This window comes from Bacillus sp. M5A3_1b, from assembly GCF_053345335.1.
In genome coordinates, this window is the sequence record NZ_JBKEZY010000001.1 from 298,563 (window position 1) to 314,408 (window position 15,846).

General features: G+C 32.8%; 19 protein-coding genes. 5 read left to right on the top strand and 14 right to left on the bottom strand.

The genetic code is table 11. The features are described 5' to 3' along the window. Nucleotides 1-48: 48 nt before the first annotated feature. The 6 genes from ACLBWW_RS01460 to ACLBWW_RS01485 all read right to left on the bottom strand — a co-directional run bounded on the left by ACLBWW_RS01460 (nt 49) and on the right by ACLBWW_RS01485 (nt 3,175). Nucleotides 49-933 carry a LysR family transcriptional regulator gene (locus ACLBWW_RS01460; RefSeq protein ID WP_002008407.1) on the bottom strand — a complete coding sequence of 295 codons (885 nt, stop codon included), beginning with the start codon at nt 931-933 and terminating at the stop codon, nt 49-51. 142 nt (nt 934-1,075) lie between these two features. Then, nucleotides 1,076-1,519, bottom strand: a complete 444-nt coding sequence (gene cbpB, locus ACLBWW_RS01465) for a cyclic-di-AMP-binding protein CbpB (protein WP_000623572.1) — start codon at nt 1,517-1,519, stop codon at nt 1,076-1,078. Between the two features lie 161 nt (nt 1,520-1,680). Next, complete coding sequence (gene abbA, locus ACLBWW_RS01470; RefSeq protein WP_048546142.1) at nt 1,681-1,872, bottom strand: antirepressor AbbA; 192 nt, start codon at nt 1,870-1,872, stop codon at nt 1,681-1,683. Between the two features lie 108 nt (nt 1,873-1,980). Continuing rightward, nucleotides 1,981-2,499, bottom strand: a complete 519-nt coding sequence (locus tag ACLBWW_RS01475) for a ribonuclease H-like YkuK family protein (protein ID WP_000896655.1) — start codon at nt 2,497-2,499, stop codon at nt 1,981-1,983. 74 nt (nt 2,500-2,573) lie between these two features. Continuing rightward, the gene (locus tag ACLBWW_RS01480; protein WP_000440533.1) at nt 2,574-2,723 is read right to left on the bottom strand and encodes a hypothetical protein; all 150 of its coding nucleotides are present in this window, start codon (nt 2,721-2,723) and stop codon (nt 2,574-2,576) included. A 215-nt stretch (nt 2,724-2,938) separates the two neighbouring features. Further along, nucleotides 2,939-3,175 (bottom strand): YkuJ family protein, encoded by a 237-nt coding sequence (locus ACLBWW_RS01485; RefSeq protein WP_000055151.1) that lies wholly within the window; start codon nt 3,173-3,175, stop codon nt 2,939-2,941. 233 nt (nt 3,176-3,408) lie between these two features. Between ACLBWW_RS01485 and ACLBWW_RS01490 the strand changes: the two genes are divergently transcribed. Continuing rightward, nucleotides 3,409-3,645: a glutaredoxin family protein gene (locus ACLBWW_RS01490; protein ID WP_001225788.1), complete on the top strand. Its 237-nt coding sequence runs from the start codon at nt 3,409-3,411 to the stop codon at nt 3,643-3,645. A gap of 117 nt (nt 3,646-3,762) precedes the next feature. Here ACLBWW_RS01490 and ACLBWW_RS01495 read toward each other — a convergent pair whose 3' ends face one another. From ACLBWW_RS01495 to fadH, 3 genes are all read right to left on the bottom strand, one after another. Next, on the bottom strand, nt 3,763-4,251 hold the full coding sequence (locus ACLBWW_RS01495) for a DUF3993 domain-containing protein (protein ID WP_001233813.1): 489 nt from the start codon (nt 4,249-4,251) through the stop codon (nt 3,763-3,765). 182 nt (nt 4,252-4,433) lie between these two features. Further along, a complete protein-coding gene (locus ACLBWW_RS01500) occupies nt 4,434-5,651 on the bottom strand; it encodes an EAL domain-containing protein (RefSeq protein WP_048546144.1) in 1,218 nt (405 codons plus the stop codon). Nucleotides 5,652-5,906: 255 nt separating this feature from the next. Continuing rightward, the gene (gene fadH / locus ACLBWW_RS01505; protein WP_000660912.1) at nt 5,907-6,671 is read right to left on the bottom strand and encodes a 2,4-dienoyl-CoA reductase; all 765 of its coding nucleotides are present in this window, start codon (nt 6,669-6,671) and stop codon (nt 5,907-5,909) included. A 244-nt stretch (nt 6,672-6,915) separates the two neighbouring features. On the opposite strand from fadH, the gene ACLBWW_RS01510 reads away from it, so the two are divergent. Both ACLBWW_RS01510 and ACLBWW_RS01515 read left to right on the top strand, forming a co-directional pair. Next, nucleotides 6,916-7,773 carry a metallophosphoesterase gene (locus tag ACLBWW_RS01510; RefSeq protein WP_447613890.1) on the top strand — a complete coding sequence of 286 codons (858 nt, stop codon included), beginning with the start codon at nt 6,916-6,918 and terminating at the stop codon, nt 7,771-7,773. Nucleotides 7,774-7,870: 97 nt separating this feature from the next. Further along, nucleotides 7,871-8,107, top strand: coding sequence for a hypothetical protein (locus ACLBWW_RS01515; protein WP_000283744.1), 237 nt, complete (start codon nt 7,871-7,873; stop codon nt 8,105-8,107). 169 nt (nt 8,108-8,276) lie between these two features. Here ACLBWW_RS01515 and ACLBWW_RS01520 read toward each other — a convergent pair whose 3' ends face one another. Both ACLBWW_RS01520 and ppx read right to left on the bottom strand, forming a co-directional pair. Next, nucleotides 8,277-10,385, bottom strand: coding sequence for a polyphosphate kinase (locus ACLBWW_RS01520; RefSeq protein ID WP_000425559.1), 2,109 nt, complete (start codon nt 10,383-10,385; stop codon nt 8,277-8,279). 107 nt (nt 10,386-10,492) lie between these two features. Next, entirely contained in the window at nt 10,493-12,040 is a 1,548-nt protein-coding gene (ppx, locus tag ACLBWW_RS01525; protein ID WP_303740896.1) for an exopolyphosphatase, read from the bottom strand. Between the two features lie 168 nt (nt 12,041-12,208). Between ppx and ACLBWW_RS01530 the strand changes: the two genes are divergently transcribed. After that, nucleotides 12,209-12,667: a YkyB family protein gene (locus tag ACLBWW_RS01530; RefSeq protein WP_048546151.1), complete on the top strand. Its 459-nt coding sequence runs from the start codon at nt 12,209-12,211 to the stop codon at nt 12,665-12,667. 31 nt (nt 12,668-12,698) lie between these two features. Here the strand turns inward: ACLBWW_RS01530 and ACLBWW_RS01535 are convergent, their stop codons facing one another. After that, complete coding sequence (locus tag ACLBWW_RS01535; protein ID WP_048546152.1) at nt 12,699-13,361, bottom strand: YkyA family protein; 663 nt, start codon at nt 13,359-13,361, stop codon at nt 12,699-12,701. Between the two features lie 658 nt (nt 13,362-14,019). Next, a complete protein-coding gene (locus ACLBWW_RS01540; RefSeq protein ID WP_048546153.1) occupies nt 14,020-14,661 on the bottom strand; it encodes a diguanylate cyclase domain-containing protein in 642 nt (213 codons plus the stop codon). 163 nt (nt 14,662-14,824) lie between these two features. Here ACLBWW_RS01540 and ACLBWW_RS01545 point away from each other — a divergent pair, with 163 nt between their 5' ends. Then, nucleotides 14,825-15,058, top strand: coding sequence for an SPP1 phage holin family protein (locus tag ACLBWW_RS01545; protein ID WP_048546155.1), 234 nt, complete (start codon nt 14,825-14,827; stop codon nt 15,056-15,058). 31 nt (nt 15,059-15,089) lie between these two features. Here the strand turns inward: ACLBWW_RS01545 and ACLBWW_RS01550 are convergent, their stop codons facing one another. Beyond that, complete coding sequence (locus tag ACLBWW_RS01550) at nt 15,090-15,590, bottom strand: hypothetical protein (RefSeq protein ID WP_048546157.1); 501 nt, start codon at nt 15,588-15,590, stop codon at nt 15,090-15,092. Nucleotides 15,591-15,846 lie beyond the last annotated feature (256 nt).

The following is a 15,846-nucleotide window of genomic DNA, read 5'->3' on the forward strand; positions in this document are numbered from 1 at the left end:
TATAATGTTACTCTACCAAACGATAGAGCGAGTAGCAAGATAATAATCCTATTTTTCCATTTGAATTTCTTCTATAATTTCTAAAAATGCCCTTACTTGCTTCAATTGTCTGGCCGATTCACTCGTCAATAACCATGTTTCTCTCGTTAATTGAACAGGTGTTTTATACATATTTTCCTGTACTTCTTTTAAAACAGTAGAAGGTAAAAGAGCATAACCTATACCATTTAAAACGAGTTGTTTGCAAGTCTCAATTTGATCAACCACAATTGTTCTCTTAGGTGGATTAGAAAATAAACCATACCACCAATTTTGTATTTGTCCATAATAAGTCGAATCACTTTTAAATTGAATAAATGGTCTATTTGTTTCTTTTAACATCGTAATATCTTTTATTTCTTTATCCACTAAATAAAGTTCATCTTCAAATAATTGTTGCTTCTGACCTTTATATTCTTGTGTTCCTCTCAATATAGCAACATGAACGTCCCCTTCATAAAATTGCTTTTGTACTTCACTACTCCAGCCAGTAAACAGCGATATTTTCACAGAAGGGTATTTATGTACAAACTTCTTCAAAACAGGAGGAAGCCAATATTGACCAATAACTGATGCAACAGCTATTTTTAACGTTCCGTGAGTTTCTGTTCTAAAAACAGCTAGCTCACTTTTAATATCCTCTTCCTTTTGCAGCATTTCTTTTGCATAATTTGCGACTTTTTCCCCTTCAGGTGTAATTGTCAATCCTTTTTGTGAGCGAATAAAAAACTTCATTCCCCATTGTTTCTCCATAGATTGTAATCGTTGACTAAGCGCAGGTTGTGAAACAAATAAACGTTCCGCCGCTTTTCTCATATTTGATTCCTGAGCTAACACAACCATCATTTGAAAATCATCAATTTGCAACTTTCTCCCTCTTTCCTTAGCTTCCATACACCTTATCTCAATAAGCTTTTCATCCTTAATTTAACTATATACTCTTATATTTTTTATCTTTTTAAATATAATACATACACAACTGATATGCACGAAAAAAAAGTGACTTCTCCGCTTCTATGAAGTCACTTTTCTCACATTATCGATTATGTTGCCTTACTTTTTTATTCAACAATTTTAAAATAGCCCGACGTGTTAAAATCCCCTCAAAATACCCATCTTCATTGACAGCGCAAATAAAAGGATGATCAATTGTCATTTCTAAAGCTTTTGCAAACGAATCTTCTAACTTAAGAACCGGAATGTCTTCCTTCATCACCTGTTCTACTTTCATTTCGTCAAGTCTTTCAAACTCAATACGTTCTAACCCTAACATACCATCTAAAATCATAGCAGTACTAATTAACCCATGCAATTTATACATCGGGTCCAAAACAGGTATCGCCGAATATCCAGATTTCACAAGAACGAGTAAAGCATGCTCTAAACCATTCCCCATTTGGACATGTGCTACTTTTTCTGATGAAATCATTAAATCTTTCACAAAAATTTGTTGAAACTCGTCTTTCGGAATACTAATCATATTACATCCCCCATTTTCCTACTTTTAATCACCGAATCTATTCATATTTTATGACAGCGTTTTCATATTATTATTTTGTCCTTACTTTATTTCAATAAAAACAAAATTACACAGCTATTTTAGCATACAACACAAAAAAAAGACTACCATCCCGGTAGCGCTTAATACCCCTTATTTTTTAATCTGTAAAATAACCTTGTGATTTTTTTATATTGTGTCACATCTGTCTGCTTTAAACCATTCTCAATATCTGTAATTTCCACAGCTAAAATTTCACTCGCATAATTTTGCTGAAATAGAATATCTAGTAACAAACTCTCTTCTTCTTCTGTTAAAACAAATTCCCTTTTCATATACCCCTCTCCTTATACTCGCATCGTTACTCTTATTATATATAATTTCCAACCTATTTAATAGATGTAATATTCAGTTTTTAACGAAGGATATATAAAAATTGTTTTTTATTTCGTATATCGATTTGCATAACTAAACGCCGCATAAGCATCTGGCTTAATTTTTGCCGTTAATCCCATCGCTTGAATTTTCGCTGTCATATCTAGAATAAATTCTTTTGTTAAACCATCATTTCCGATATCCAAGTGAATTTCCATTATAAATCCTGCTCCCTCTTGAGCATATGGATGCAATAAATCCCATATTGTTTGTATATGATTTGGAGTAAATAGGCATGCGATCTCTTGGCTAAACTGCGTTTCTAAATATATTTTCTCACGTAAAGTTGCTGGCTTATCTTTCACTGATTTATGGTGTAAACACCCCCAGGCACCTTTTCCAACGCGATGAATATGAATTGCCGTAATAAACCTCGTATCCTTTTGATGTGCTTGTGAGTCTGTCCCAATGGATAAGCGATATAAATTTCGTGGATCCTTTTCAATGAAACTACAAATACGGCTAAAGACCATATCAAAATTTAAATGTCTCTCTGAAACATTATAAAATGTATGTTCACCGGCCACATAGTCACGTCCTTTCAATTAGACAGACTTTTCGTATTCTCATTGTATTGGACAAAAATAAAAATTATAACTCCCTATCCTTTATTCGTTTCAATATTTCGAATTACATAATGGCAAACTTGGCACGTATAAATTACATTTTGATTCGATTGAGCTGTTAATACATGAATAATCTCAGCAGAATTGTGACATTTAGGACAAATCACAACTGGTAAACGTTCCATACAACACACCTCCTCGTTATTTTTATCTCGCTTTTGCTATCTGTAAACACCCAATTGGTGATGACTAATATTCAGTATAGGACGAAGAATCCCCACTGATTACAATTTCACTTTATTATCATTGTAGGAAAAATGAAAACTTCCTATACATATATGCTAAAAAGTAATAGAACTAAAAAAGGTGTTGCCATATGGCAACACCTTTTTTATATGTATCAAGAAATGATATCGTAAATCTCAATTGCAACCATATCGATATTATCGAATTGATACACTTGAGGTTTTTCACCTTGTTGATACACTTCTAACTCATACATTTCACTTTTATCGAAAAATTTCACGCTACATTTGCGCTCACCGTTCACTTCAAAATAGCGTTGTGCTACTTCACCGCTTTCAGCTTGTTCTTGTAGACTAACAAGTCGAGTTAAAATTCCTTGGAGTAGAGACATGAAATCTCTCCTTTCTCTGATCTTCCTACCAATAGGTTTTACAGCTATACTCATTCTATCCGTCATAACAGAAAAAATGTTCCACAGTCTAGGATAAAGGTTATTGGCCAGAAACTCAACTAAAAATTTGTCGAAATGCGAAGGAAAAAACAGAAAGAACATCTTTTCCCTTCTTTATTGCGATTTTTATACTGGAAGAATATAATAAAAAACAGAAAAAAGGAGGAATTACAATGAGAAAAATTGAGGTTTACACACAACCTGATTGTCCGCCATGTGTCATTGTGAAAGAATTTTTAAAGCATAATAACGTTGTATATGAAGAATTTGACGTAAAAAAAGACGCTGCTGCACGCAATCGTCTTTTATACGACTATGATTCGTATTCAACTCCAACAGTTGTAATTGATGGAGAAGTTGTTGCTGGTTTTCAAATTGAAAAATTACAACAGCTACTCAATATTGAATAAGAATAGGTAAAGACCTATTCTTATTTTTATCCCACTATTTGTGGGCAGTAATAGCCCGATTGGTGCGAGCTATTAATGAGTGAGAGATGAACATCCTCCACCAATTACAGTTTCACTTTATAATTGTTGTAATCGTTTTATTTCAGTTAAAAGTTCTTGGCTTTCATGATATCCGGCCAATTTCCATTTCCCTTGATCTCTTTGCAATGTTACAATTTGATATTGTCCACTTTTCGCCCGCTCATATACATATAAAATTTTATGCTCTTCATCATATGACATTTTCGTTTCTGAATGAAAAGAAAACGGCGCTTCTTTTGCTGGAAGTAAATATTCACCACTTTGTTTATCACTTCTACTATTTTCATCTGTAAATACTTGAAGGAAATTCTCTGTAAAATATGGTGATAACGTTTCTATCATCTTATTCATCGGCAAATGCTTCCCACGAATTGAAAATTGGGTTTCATAGCCTTTTTGTATCGTTGTAAACACTTCTTCCCGATCGACTTTCACTTCCTCTTTTCCTAAAACAGTTGTGACACTATAACCAACTAGAAAGGCAACGCATACAAATAGAACTAACCATATTCCATATTTCCTCATTTTTTCACCTTCCTTTTAAGAAAACTTGTCTTTGTAGTATTCATTGTAACAATGATTATGCAAAGACAGGGATGGTTTCGTTCGTAAAATCTTTACAACGATAGACAGCATTTTCATCACCATTTTCACTATTACCAATTTATGATAAAAACAAACAAAAAATGCACGAATCTCTTCGTGCATTAAAATAAAACATCTTCTTCATATAAATATTCATACGATAAATCTATAAATAAAAAGTTTTCATCATCAATTGGGAAGGAAAATGTTCGTACCATCTCACCGGTTTCAATATCAGCATATAAATCTGAAAGTCTTGCCTTATTCTCAAAACGCATTTTCATAATATTTTCTAGAAAATACGGACGCCAACTCCAGTTCTTCATATAATACTCAGGCATCACAATCCATTCCCCATCTTTTTTCATAACGTTTCCTGATTGTTGGAAACCATCTTCGTTACAAATAAATATGCGGAAACTACACTGTGATACACTTTGGCTAAATTGTAATAACCAATCATTTATATCTTCATTCTTTTTCTGTTTGGCTAGAACATCACCAATTCGATCACGTAACATTTCTGTTAAATTATAAATTTTTTGTAATTTCTTCTTCTCATGTTGAATAAATTGATGACACTCATTACCAAGTCGTTCTTTCAAAACATTCGTTTCAATAAAATCAGGTAAGCACTCTTTCAAATAATTCCCTTGATAATATCTACCACCGTTTTTCCAAGCATATTGTAGTTGATAAAAAGCATCTATTTCTTCATATAACAATGTTGCACCAATTCTTCTAGCAAGTAATGATAAAGAATATAAAATATCTTGATAAGATTGTAAAAGTGCAGTTTGCCTTAAGTTTGTTAAATCTACTTTTAAAATATCCGGTGCTAACACGCTAATACGTTCTAAATTACTTGTACCCGTTCCGACTTTATTAATCGAAATTTGAAGACCATATGTACGATAATACATAAGCAAATGATTAAATTGCTCTATATCTTCTTTACATTCATGTTCTGTAATTTCTAAAACAATGTGTTTCAAATTTAAACCTTGCTCTTCATACATCAATAAAAGTTGAAGTAAACTTTCATCATCATCGTTCATTAATACGTTAGCATTCCGATGTATAAATAATAATAGTTTTTGATCACTTTCTAAATAACGATTTAAAGCTTTTTCTACTATAATGTTATCCGCTTCCAGTTGAAACTCACTCGGAATAGAATCATCATGAAAGAAAGACGCTAAACTTTGTATGCCCTCTTCTGTTTGAATACGTCCTACTACCTCATATCCAATTACAGTATGCTCATCAGCACTAAAAATAGCTTGATAATAAGGAAGGACTTTATCCAAGTTACTCATTACATCTAATGCATCTATCAATGTGCTTCCCTCCCTTTACTTTTCAAAAATTATAACATGATATTTACGGAAAAATAATAAAAAATCCCTTCAGTTTTCCTGAAGGGATTAGAGGGGTAAAATGCTAAGGGGAATTAGCAATTCTACTATGAAGAAAAAAGAGGTCTTAAATATAACGTATATATGACCTCTTGTAAATACTTTTCTTTCACATGTCACAATTCCGTCACATTTAACCGTGAGAATATGAATCAAACATTCATTTTCTTATCCCTTTTAAAATGGATATTGATGTAAATGTTGTCCTCCATCCATTGTCATGCAAGTTCCATTTATGTACGCAGCTTCATCTGAACATAAATAATAAGCTAGACCTGCAATTTCTTCTGGCGTGCCCAGTCTTCCAAGCGGAACACTTTGTATCGTACGCTTAGCCATTTCTTCTGAAATCCACAATTTATCAGCACCGCCCGTACGTTCAATTGGTCCTGGCGCGATAGCGTTAACTCGTATTCCATATTTACGGCCCCACTCAACAGCGAGTGTCTTCGTCATTGCTAATACTCCAGCCTTCGCAGCAGCCGAATGAATAACTCCCGGACCTGCATCCCATGCATATGTTGCTACCATGTTAATGATATTCCCTTTTATACCTTTTTCAATCCAATATTTTCCGACAGCATGGCTGCAGTAAAATGTACCGTTTAATACAATATTAATGACTGAATTCCAGCCATTCACGGATAAATCTTCTGCTGGACAAATAAAGTTTCCAGCTGCATTGTTTATTAAAACATCAATTCGTCCAAACTTCTCATCAATCTCTTCAATCATTTTCTGAATGTCATCAGTATTTCTTACATCCATTTGTACGGGTAATACTTGCCCCGGAAATTGTTCAATTTCCAACTTTGTTTCCTCTAGTTTTTCCTTTGTGCGTCCTGTAATAACAACTCGTGCCCCTTCTTTTGCAAAACGGGTCGCCATTCCTTTTCCCATTCCGCTCGATCCACCTGTTATAATAACTACCTTTTCTTTCACATACATCCCCTCCCAAAAATGAATACACATTCATTTTATCATTTTATTTAATAGAAATCTTTATATTTTTAAACTTTTCTGATATTTTAACGTAAAGAGGTTTCTTTTTATTCATTTTTTTCGTAATCTATACTACTTTTTTATTATTTAAAATATATTTCAAATAAACTGAAAGGAGATTTGAGTAACCTATAAATGTAACAAAAACATGTGATATAATTTAAATAGGTATACTCATATTTTTATGAAGAAAATTACAAGAAGAGATTTTTTTAAAGCTGGAATGCGCACTTGTCTATATTCATTTATAACCACTAGCATCGGATACTATTACGCTAAATATATTGAGCCTCATTTACTCTCTTTTACAGAGCATACACTTAAATCACAACTCATACCCAAAAGTTTTCATGGTATGAAGATTCTTCAATTTAGCGATTTACATCTCGGATACTATTTCTCTCTCCAACATTTATCTCAAATCGTTTCTAAAATTAATGCTGTAAAACCTGACATTGTTCTTTTCACTGGTGATCTCATTGATAATTATCAAACATATACTGACACTCCTTTCGTTCCATCTATTTTAAAAAATATACAAGCACCCTTCGGTAAATTTTCTATTTATGGTAACCATGATCACGGCGGATATGGAACGGAATACTACGAGCACATCATGCGTGAATCTGGATTTGAACTACTATTAAATAGCGAAAAGAGAATTCGTCTACTGGATAATAGTGAAATTTCAATTTTCGGTCTTGATGATATACTACTAGGCAAACCCAAAATAGAGAAGACACTACAGCACGCGAGGCAAAACACTTATAACATTGTTCTTGTTCACGAGCCAGATATTGCACCACAAATCGCTAAATATCCAGTTAACTTACAACTTTCTGGTCATAGCCATGGCGGACAAGTACAAATTCCCTTTTTAGGTGCTATTATTACCCCATCACTTGCTAAAAACTATGTTGAAGGTTTCTATACGATTCAAGATTTAGCTCTCTATGTCAATCGAGGTCTCGGCAGAACACGCGTCCCATTCCGATTTATGGCAAAACCTGAAATTACAATTATTACGCTCCAACATTCGTAATAATTCGCCTATTTTCTTACATATCCTTTCTTGTACGCGCTCATCCACGTTTCATTTACCATATGATAAAAATGAGTCCAATAAAGGAGGTTTGTTCATGTATCCATATTATCAACCAATCCCAGTCCGTTCAGCACCTATTGGTCCAGTAGGCGACTCACGCTTCTTTCCGTTTTTTGGTGTTCCATTTCTAGCTGGGATTGCTGGTGGACTGCTCGGTGGAGCATTAGCTTTCGGTCCTAGACCGTATTACCCACCATATCCACCACCTTTCCCACCGCCAACACCTTATCCTTGTTATGGCGGACCTTGTCAACAACCATTCTATTATTAATGTACTCCAACAATTCTACCAATGTTATTCCCTCTCTTAACTGATCCATTAACATGCTTACAATAAAAACTATTCTCTCTACGCATCCTTCTATTTAGAGAATGTATAATAAGTAGAGAACAAAGTAAAAAAACCTCTTAAAAAAAGAGGTTTTTTTACTTTGTTCTCATTATTCAGCATCCGTGTTTTGATACGCCATCTTAAACAACTTCACTTGGCTATCAATTTCTTCTGTACTACTATTAATAACATAGTAGTACTCACCAGATTTATTCTGTTCACGTGTTTTCACATTATCAGCTAATATAAGTTGTAAAATCGCCTTAATTCTCGCCTTCATTTCAATATCTAATATCGGGAAAGATATTTCTACCCGCTTCTCCATATTCCGCGTCATCCAGTCAGCTGAAGATAAGTATATTTTCTCTTCGCCATTATGATGGAAATAATAAATTCGGCTATGTTCTAAATATCTCCCGACAACACTAACTACCCGAATATTTTCACTTACATTTGGAATACCAGGCCTTAAACAACACGTTCCTCGAACGATAAGCTCTACCTTTACTCCAGCTTGTGATGCTTCATACATTTTTTTGATTAATGGTTTATCTGTTAATGAATTCATCTTAGCGATAATATATCCATTTCCATATTGCCTATGATAACGGATTTCTTCATCTATTAAATCCATAAATTGCTCTCTTATATCAAATGGTGCAACCGATAAATGATGAAAATGTGGCTTGGTTGTATAACCACTCAAATAATTAAAGAAATTTGTTGCATCGACCCCAAAGTCTTTTCGTGATGTAATATACCCAAAATCAGTATATAACTTTGCTGTTGCATCATTATAATTTCCAGTCCCGAGATGTACGAACCTTTCGATTTTTCCGTTTTTTCTCCTTACAACTAGCGTAATTTTACTATGTGTTTTCAAATGACTGACACCGTAAATAACGTGACAGCCTGCCTTTTCTAATTCTTTAGCCCAATGCACATTATTTTCTTCATCAAATCTTGCCTTCAATTCAACTAATACCGTAACTTGCTTCCCTTTTTCAGCTGCTACCTTTAGCGCCTGAATAATCGGCGAATCCCCACTTACTCGATATAATGTTTGTTTGATTGCAAGTACATTCGGATCGTCTGCCGCATCACGGACAAAATCAACTACTGGCTGAAATGATTCAAAAGGATGATGTAATAAAATATCATGCTCAATTGCTTTTTCGAATACATCTTCCGCATCCCCCAAGTCTTGAGGCCGTTGCGGAATAAGAGCCGGATATACTAGATGTTCATATAAAGGAGCTAGTTTTTTATATAAAGAAAATAGACATGTTAAATCTAATGGTCCATCCATTATATACACATCTTCATCTTTTACTTCCAACACCTCATATAATAATGCTAATACTCTTTCATCAATATGCTCTTTGCCAACTTCTAAACGTACAGCAGCTCCCCACTTACGCTTTTTTAATTCTTTTTCAATTACCTTTAATAAATCCCTCGCACCTTCTTCATGAATCGTTAAATCCGCATTGCGTGTAATACGGAAACGAGTAACAGACGATACTTTATATCCTGTAAATAATTTATGAGTAAAACCACTAATTACATCTTCTAATAAAATAAATTTATGCTTTTGCCCCTCACTCGGTAAAAATATGAAACGTTCAAGTAATGAAGGAACTTGTACAATTCCTAACTTCGTGCGGTTTTCTTCCTCCACTTGTTTCTCATCATATAAAAGAGTAGCTAAATTCAAACTTTTATTTAATAACATCGGAAATGGACGATATGCATCAATAGCTACAGGTGTTAACACTGGAAAAATCTGCTCATCAAAATACTCTTCTATAAATTCCCTCTGTTCTTTCGTCAAATCGTGGAATGTTAAACGTTCAATCCCCTCTAACTCCAGCGCTGGCAACACATAATTTTTAAACGTATCGTATTGTACAGTCATTAATTCATGGGCCTTTATCGCAATTTTATTTAATTGCTTTTTTGGTGTTAAGCCAGCCTTATTTTCTGGTTGATTAAACCCAGCACTCACTTGATCCTTCAATCCTGCTACGCGTACCATAAAGAATTCATCTAAATTGGAACTGAAAATGCTAATAAACTTTAATCTTTCCAAGAGCGGATTTGTTTCATCCTGCGCTTCTTGTAGTACACGTTCATTAAATGCTAACCAACTTAATTCTCGATTATTGTAATAAGCTGTATCATTTAAATTTACTATATTCCCCATCAACATTTCCATCCTCTTCACACTTCCCCTGAAACTTTTTTACTATAATTTAGTTACTTTTATTTTAGCAAATTACAATATTCCAAGGTGTTAATTTTTTGTAAAGACATCCGTACAACTTAACGTGTTGATTCGAAGGATAAATTAATAGTCGTTTTCAACACTCTTTCCAGCTGCTTTTTTTGTTTTTCAGCTTGCACTTTTTCCGCTAATGCCGATTGCTCACATACAATTTTAAATGTTAATCCTTCTTTACTTTCTGTTATAGATATCGATTCAACAAGTGATCTTTGTCTTATATTCAGAGCTGCTGAAAACTGTAAAACAGCCCCTAATAGGCGGATTTTTTTTTGTTCATTTTTATCAAACCATCCTTCAAATGGGGACAAATGTTGTTTGAATAACATTTTTGATTTATAAGACGCAATAAGCGCTAATCTAACTCGCTCTTTATGCATCATCCCATCAATTGTTTTATTCGCTAATAAATAAAACGTATGTAAGCGGCTCGCTTCTTCGTCTATATATTTACCTATATTAAATACTTTCGCTGCTTGATGAAATACTTCCCAGTCTTTTACTGACATAGAAATCAGCCCTGTTTCTTCAAGTTGTTGACAAATGAGTCTTCCGTGTTTAATAAGCTGCATTACAAATTCCATATCCATTTCATATTCATGTGATAATAAATACAAACTTTCTTCGACTACGTTCGGATAATATGAAATCCCCAAATCTTTTGTCAACTCTTCATAGAAAACACCTTCTCGTAACCCTTTTCTACTTAACACAAATGCTGGTGCCTCTATAACATTAACAAGCGTATGAAAAACTTCGACTGCTGGAATAATTGTATCTGCTCGATCTTTTGCCAATCCTTCCAATTTTTGAAGTTCTATGAACGACAATGCTTCCAATTCTTCTTTCACATTTTTAATATCTTCTTCTTTCATTTTATATAAATGTACCCCTGCTATAGGATAACAAATTAAATTTTGATGGATTTTCACTAAGTTCCTCGCACTACCACCAATTGCAATAAGAGGCAATTTCTTATCAATTAACCATGGTAATGTTCGAAATTGATATTCTAAGTACGTTTGAATCTTTTCCAACTCGTCTTCAGTAGGTATATCCCCTTTAATAAATTGTTGCTTTAAAGAAAGTGCTCCAAAAGGAAAGCTATGGTACTCTAGAATCTCTCTATTTCGAAAATATGTAACTTCTGTACTTCCTCCACCAATATCTACTGTAATTCCTTCAGAGAACGAAGTTGAATTCATAACCGCTAAATAGCCGTAACGTGCTTCTTCATATTCTGATAAGACTCTAAGAGTAAAGTCTGTTTGTCCTTCAACCAGTTTTTTAATTGCCTCTTGATTCTCAGCCTGTCTAATTGTTGCAGTTGCAACACAAAGCACATGATGCAACTGGTGGAATCGTGTACTTTCTTGAAATTGAAATAACGTTTGTAACAATACCTCTATTCCTTCTTCATTCAACACACCATCAATTAAGTAATTCCTTAGCCGAGCAACCACTTTCGTATTTTCAATCTCCTTATAAAAACCTCCGTTTTGCTTTTCATAAATAACTAAACGCATTGTATTAGATCCAATATCTATAATGGCATATTGCTGTTTTAATATTTCTTTCAAACTTCTCACTCTTTCATTATCAAATTTCTAAAACACATTCTATTACTATTATACAAAATAGTTGTTTTTTGTAACAATATTGCTTTAATATTGAAAATATATACAATCACTTTTTGCATATAATAAAAACCTCTTTTATTTATGTTATAATAATGAAAAATTGAAAGGAGATTCAATATGAAACCTTCACAACCACAATCTCAATTACAAAACCAACATTCTATTAATCGACTAGCTCAATCTATTTTCGTTGTGAATCGTCATGCTAAAGCTGCAACTAATCCGAAGTATTTATACTGGTTAAAAAAGACGGCTTTAGAACGCTTAATTGCTGAAAAAAAAGCTATTAAAGAAGGATTACATTTTTCTAGAAATCCACGTTTTAGCCAACAACAATCTGATGTTCTTATACGTTTAGGTGATTATTTTTTCCATATTCCTCCTACCAAAGAAGATTTTCGAATCCTACCACATCTTGGTCATCTTGAATCCTCCTATCGAAATCCGAAAACAACCTTATCTTTAACAGTAGCAAAAAAAATACTTCAAGATTATATTGGTCCTGAAGCATTGAAACAAGAAAAAAAATTAAGTGAACCTGTTCCATGGTATAGTCGTACTTATACAAAAAAATAAAACAGTTTGGCCAATTGTAGGCCAAACTGTTTTATTTTTTCTCTTCTTTAATTTTAATATTTGCTTGTTTATAAAAAGCTATTTTTTCTGTATTATAAGATTTCGTAAATTCATTAAACTTGTCTTTTTCTGATTCAATATCCTTATAAGATTGATTTACTACTTTTACCTTTTCACTAATATCTTTTAATTTTGTACCTTTATCTTGTAACATTGTATATAATTCTTTTTCTTGTTTTAACGATTTATTATAGCTATCATACATCTTGTTAAATGAATCTTGTCGTTTCTCATATGTGCTTTTCACTTTACTTGCTTGATCTTTCAATTTCTTATCTTCAATTTTCTTCACATATTTATCTACTGATTTCACTTCTTCTTGTGCCTTATTTAAAGATTCTTTTTCTTTTTTTAGCACTTTTTCTCGTTCATCTGTATTTTTCACTGCTTGGTTCAGTTTTTCCTTAACAGCTTGATTATTATCTTTTCCTTCTTGAACAATCTGGTTATATAATTCTTGTCCTTCTTTCTCTAAAGTTTCAAGTTTCTTTGCATCTTCAAACATTGTTTTTTCTTGCTTTGCAGCATTTTCAAACGCAACATATAATTCCTCTTCTGGTTTCGGCCCGAAACAACCGGCTAATAAAGTCATTGATAATGCAGTTACAATTGCTAATTTACTATACTTCAACATCTTTTTCCTCCTACTTATATACGATCATCGTGTAAAAAGCTATGAAAATTATATACCCTTCTATAAACTCCACACTCGCACCTTTTTTACGAAAATCATTGATATTATGTATTATACTTGTCAAATTGTATTACTTGAAATTACATTTTACGTCTTTGAACTCAATAGCAATTTCGTATCCATCTTTACATATACTTTTACTTGGTACTTTTTAAAACTTGTTCATACTATGTATTACATAAAAGTACAACGGAATTCATCACAGCCATAATAATTTGAAGAACAACAGTAATAATTCACCTGATAAAAGATGTTCGTTGTTCTCTCACGTCTATCATTCTATCATTCCCTTTCCGCTTTCTATCAAATAATTTCTTTGTTCATTTTACACAGTTTAAATGCTAACTTGCAACAACTTACAATTATTCTTGTCATTCCCTAAAAAGGAAAAGTGTAGAGCATGCTTCCCTCTACACTTTTAAAATGAAACACATTGTGCAAATGCATTGACACATCCATCATAATTATATGCTTATTCCATATATTTTTAAAGACTTTTATTACAATAAAAGTTCTTTTTGTAATAAAAGTCAAAAAAATGTTACATTAAAAACTTCTTCATATCATATTTCTTTAAATCAAAGTTTCACTCATTTTCTTACAAACCCCTATGCTGGTACAATTGATTTTGTGCCTTTCTTAACAATTCTTCAAAAGTTTTTCCTCCTATTGGATAACTAGCAGCTCCAAATAATAGCGTCATACTTAACAAACCATTTTCTATTTCACTTTCAATATTTTTCATTAATCGATTTGTTATTGTCGACTTTTCATGTCCGTTATCAATCGCCACAATAACATACTTATTTTCATCCCACCTAGTAACGACATCTCCTTTACGAATTGTCTTTACAATCGTACTCTCCAATTTTTGTACTAACACCTCCAATTTTTTTTCTTGCACTGTTTCTTTTAGTTCTTTCCATTCTTTCACAGAAAGAATGTACACTGTAATATTATGAGAATCCCGTTCTGATAAAGCAGCTACTTTCTCAAAGAAATCAACTACAAAATCATTACTTGCCATTCCCCCTACTTCCGTATCCATACGCCCACTCGCTCTTTTATCATACCAATGTCCAAAATAATAGCTGAGTATCATTTGCAATATATAAATAATAAAGACGGTATAAAATGATCGCGAATCCAGTTTTGTAATTACATCCTGAAGCGCAATCCATTCTGTAACTGCCACTGTATTCCCAAGTAATAACCCACTAATTTTCCCTTTATGTTTCATACTTCTCCTCCTTTCTATACCAATATATGTTTCTATAACAATTATGTTTTTCTACAAAATAAAAAATGTACATATTGAGTGTACATTTCCGCTTAAGCTTGTCTACCATTTCTATTCTATTTCATATATATACTATATATCGTTTTAGAAAGAGGTGACTTATATGCTACAAAAAGAGAATCTATCAGATATTATACGTTTACTAGCAGGTTTTCTATTATCATTAAAATTACTGTTTAATTCTTTCGGAGTGAACTTTATTACAAACGATCAAATTGATGCTATTGTAAATGTTGCTTCCTTTCTTTTCATTTTATATTTTGGTTATAAAAATAATTATGTAGGAAAAAAAGGAATGGAGCAAAAAAAAGTACTCAAAAAACACAACCTTCATTAAAAAAGGAACCTTTCTTACAGGTTCCTTTTTATCATTGCCGCACAACAACTTCATTTGTTTGCAGTGGACCATATGATACTCCTTTATATTGAAATGTATATGTAGCCTGAAATAATGCGTTTTTAAGTGCTTTATCTTTATTTGCTTTTATTTTACAAATTAGTTCTACCTTCTCATTCGGTAATAAATTATCAATCCGCCACCTTACAAGCTGGAACAGGAACTCACTCATCCCCTTATCAGCCTTTAATGAGTTTGGAATATAGGCAAAATAATCTCGAATCATATGACTTACTACAACTCGTGAAATCATTTCCATTCCTTTATTTTCAACTTCAATTCGAATAATAAGTATGTCATTTACATCATAGGTCAGTTCATATGAAAATTTTTCTTTATACATACTACGGATTTGCAATGTAACTGCTACATTAGGACATTCGTTTTCTTTTTTTGAGCCATCAATCCATAACACCGGTTGTAGCGGTATTGAACGCCTACCTTGATCTGAAATTCGTTTCCATATTTTCATAATAATATTCACCCCATTTCAGATGCATCATATCCATACGACCTTATTCTGCCTCTCCACACAATATTAATAAAGCTTGTTACAAACGATATATAGTTATTACTCTTTCTTTTATCCTATTCGACAATATAAAGAAAAAACCATTTTTCCTCTGTTAACAGAAGGTATTCTTACTGAAATATTTTTTTACAATTTCCTTCATTGACTTTACACCAATACTAAGTATTGCTCACTCTTTCTCTGTCCATACAACTGA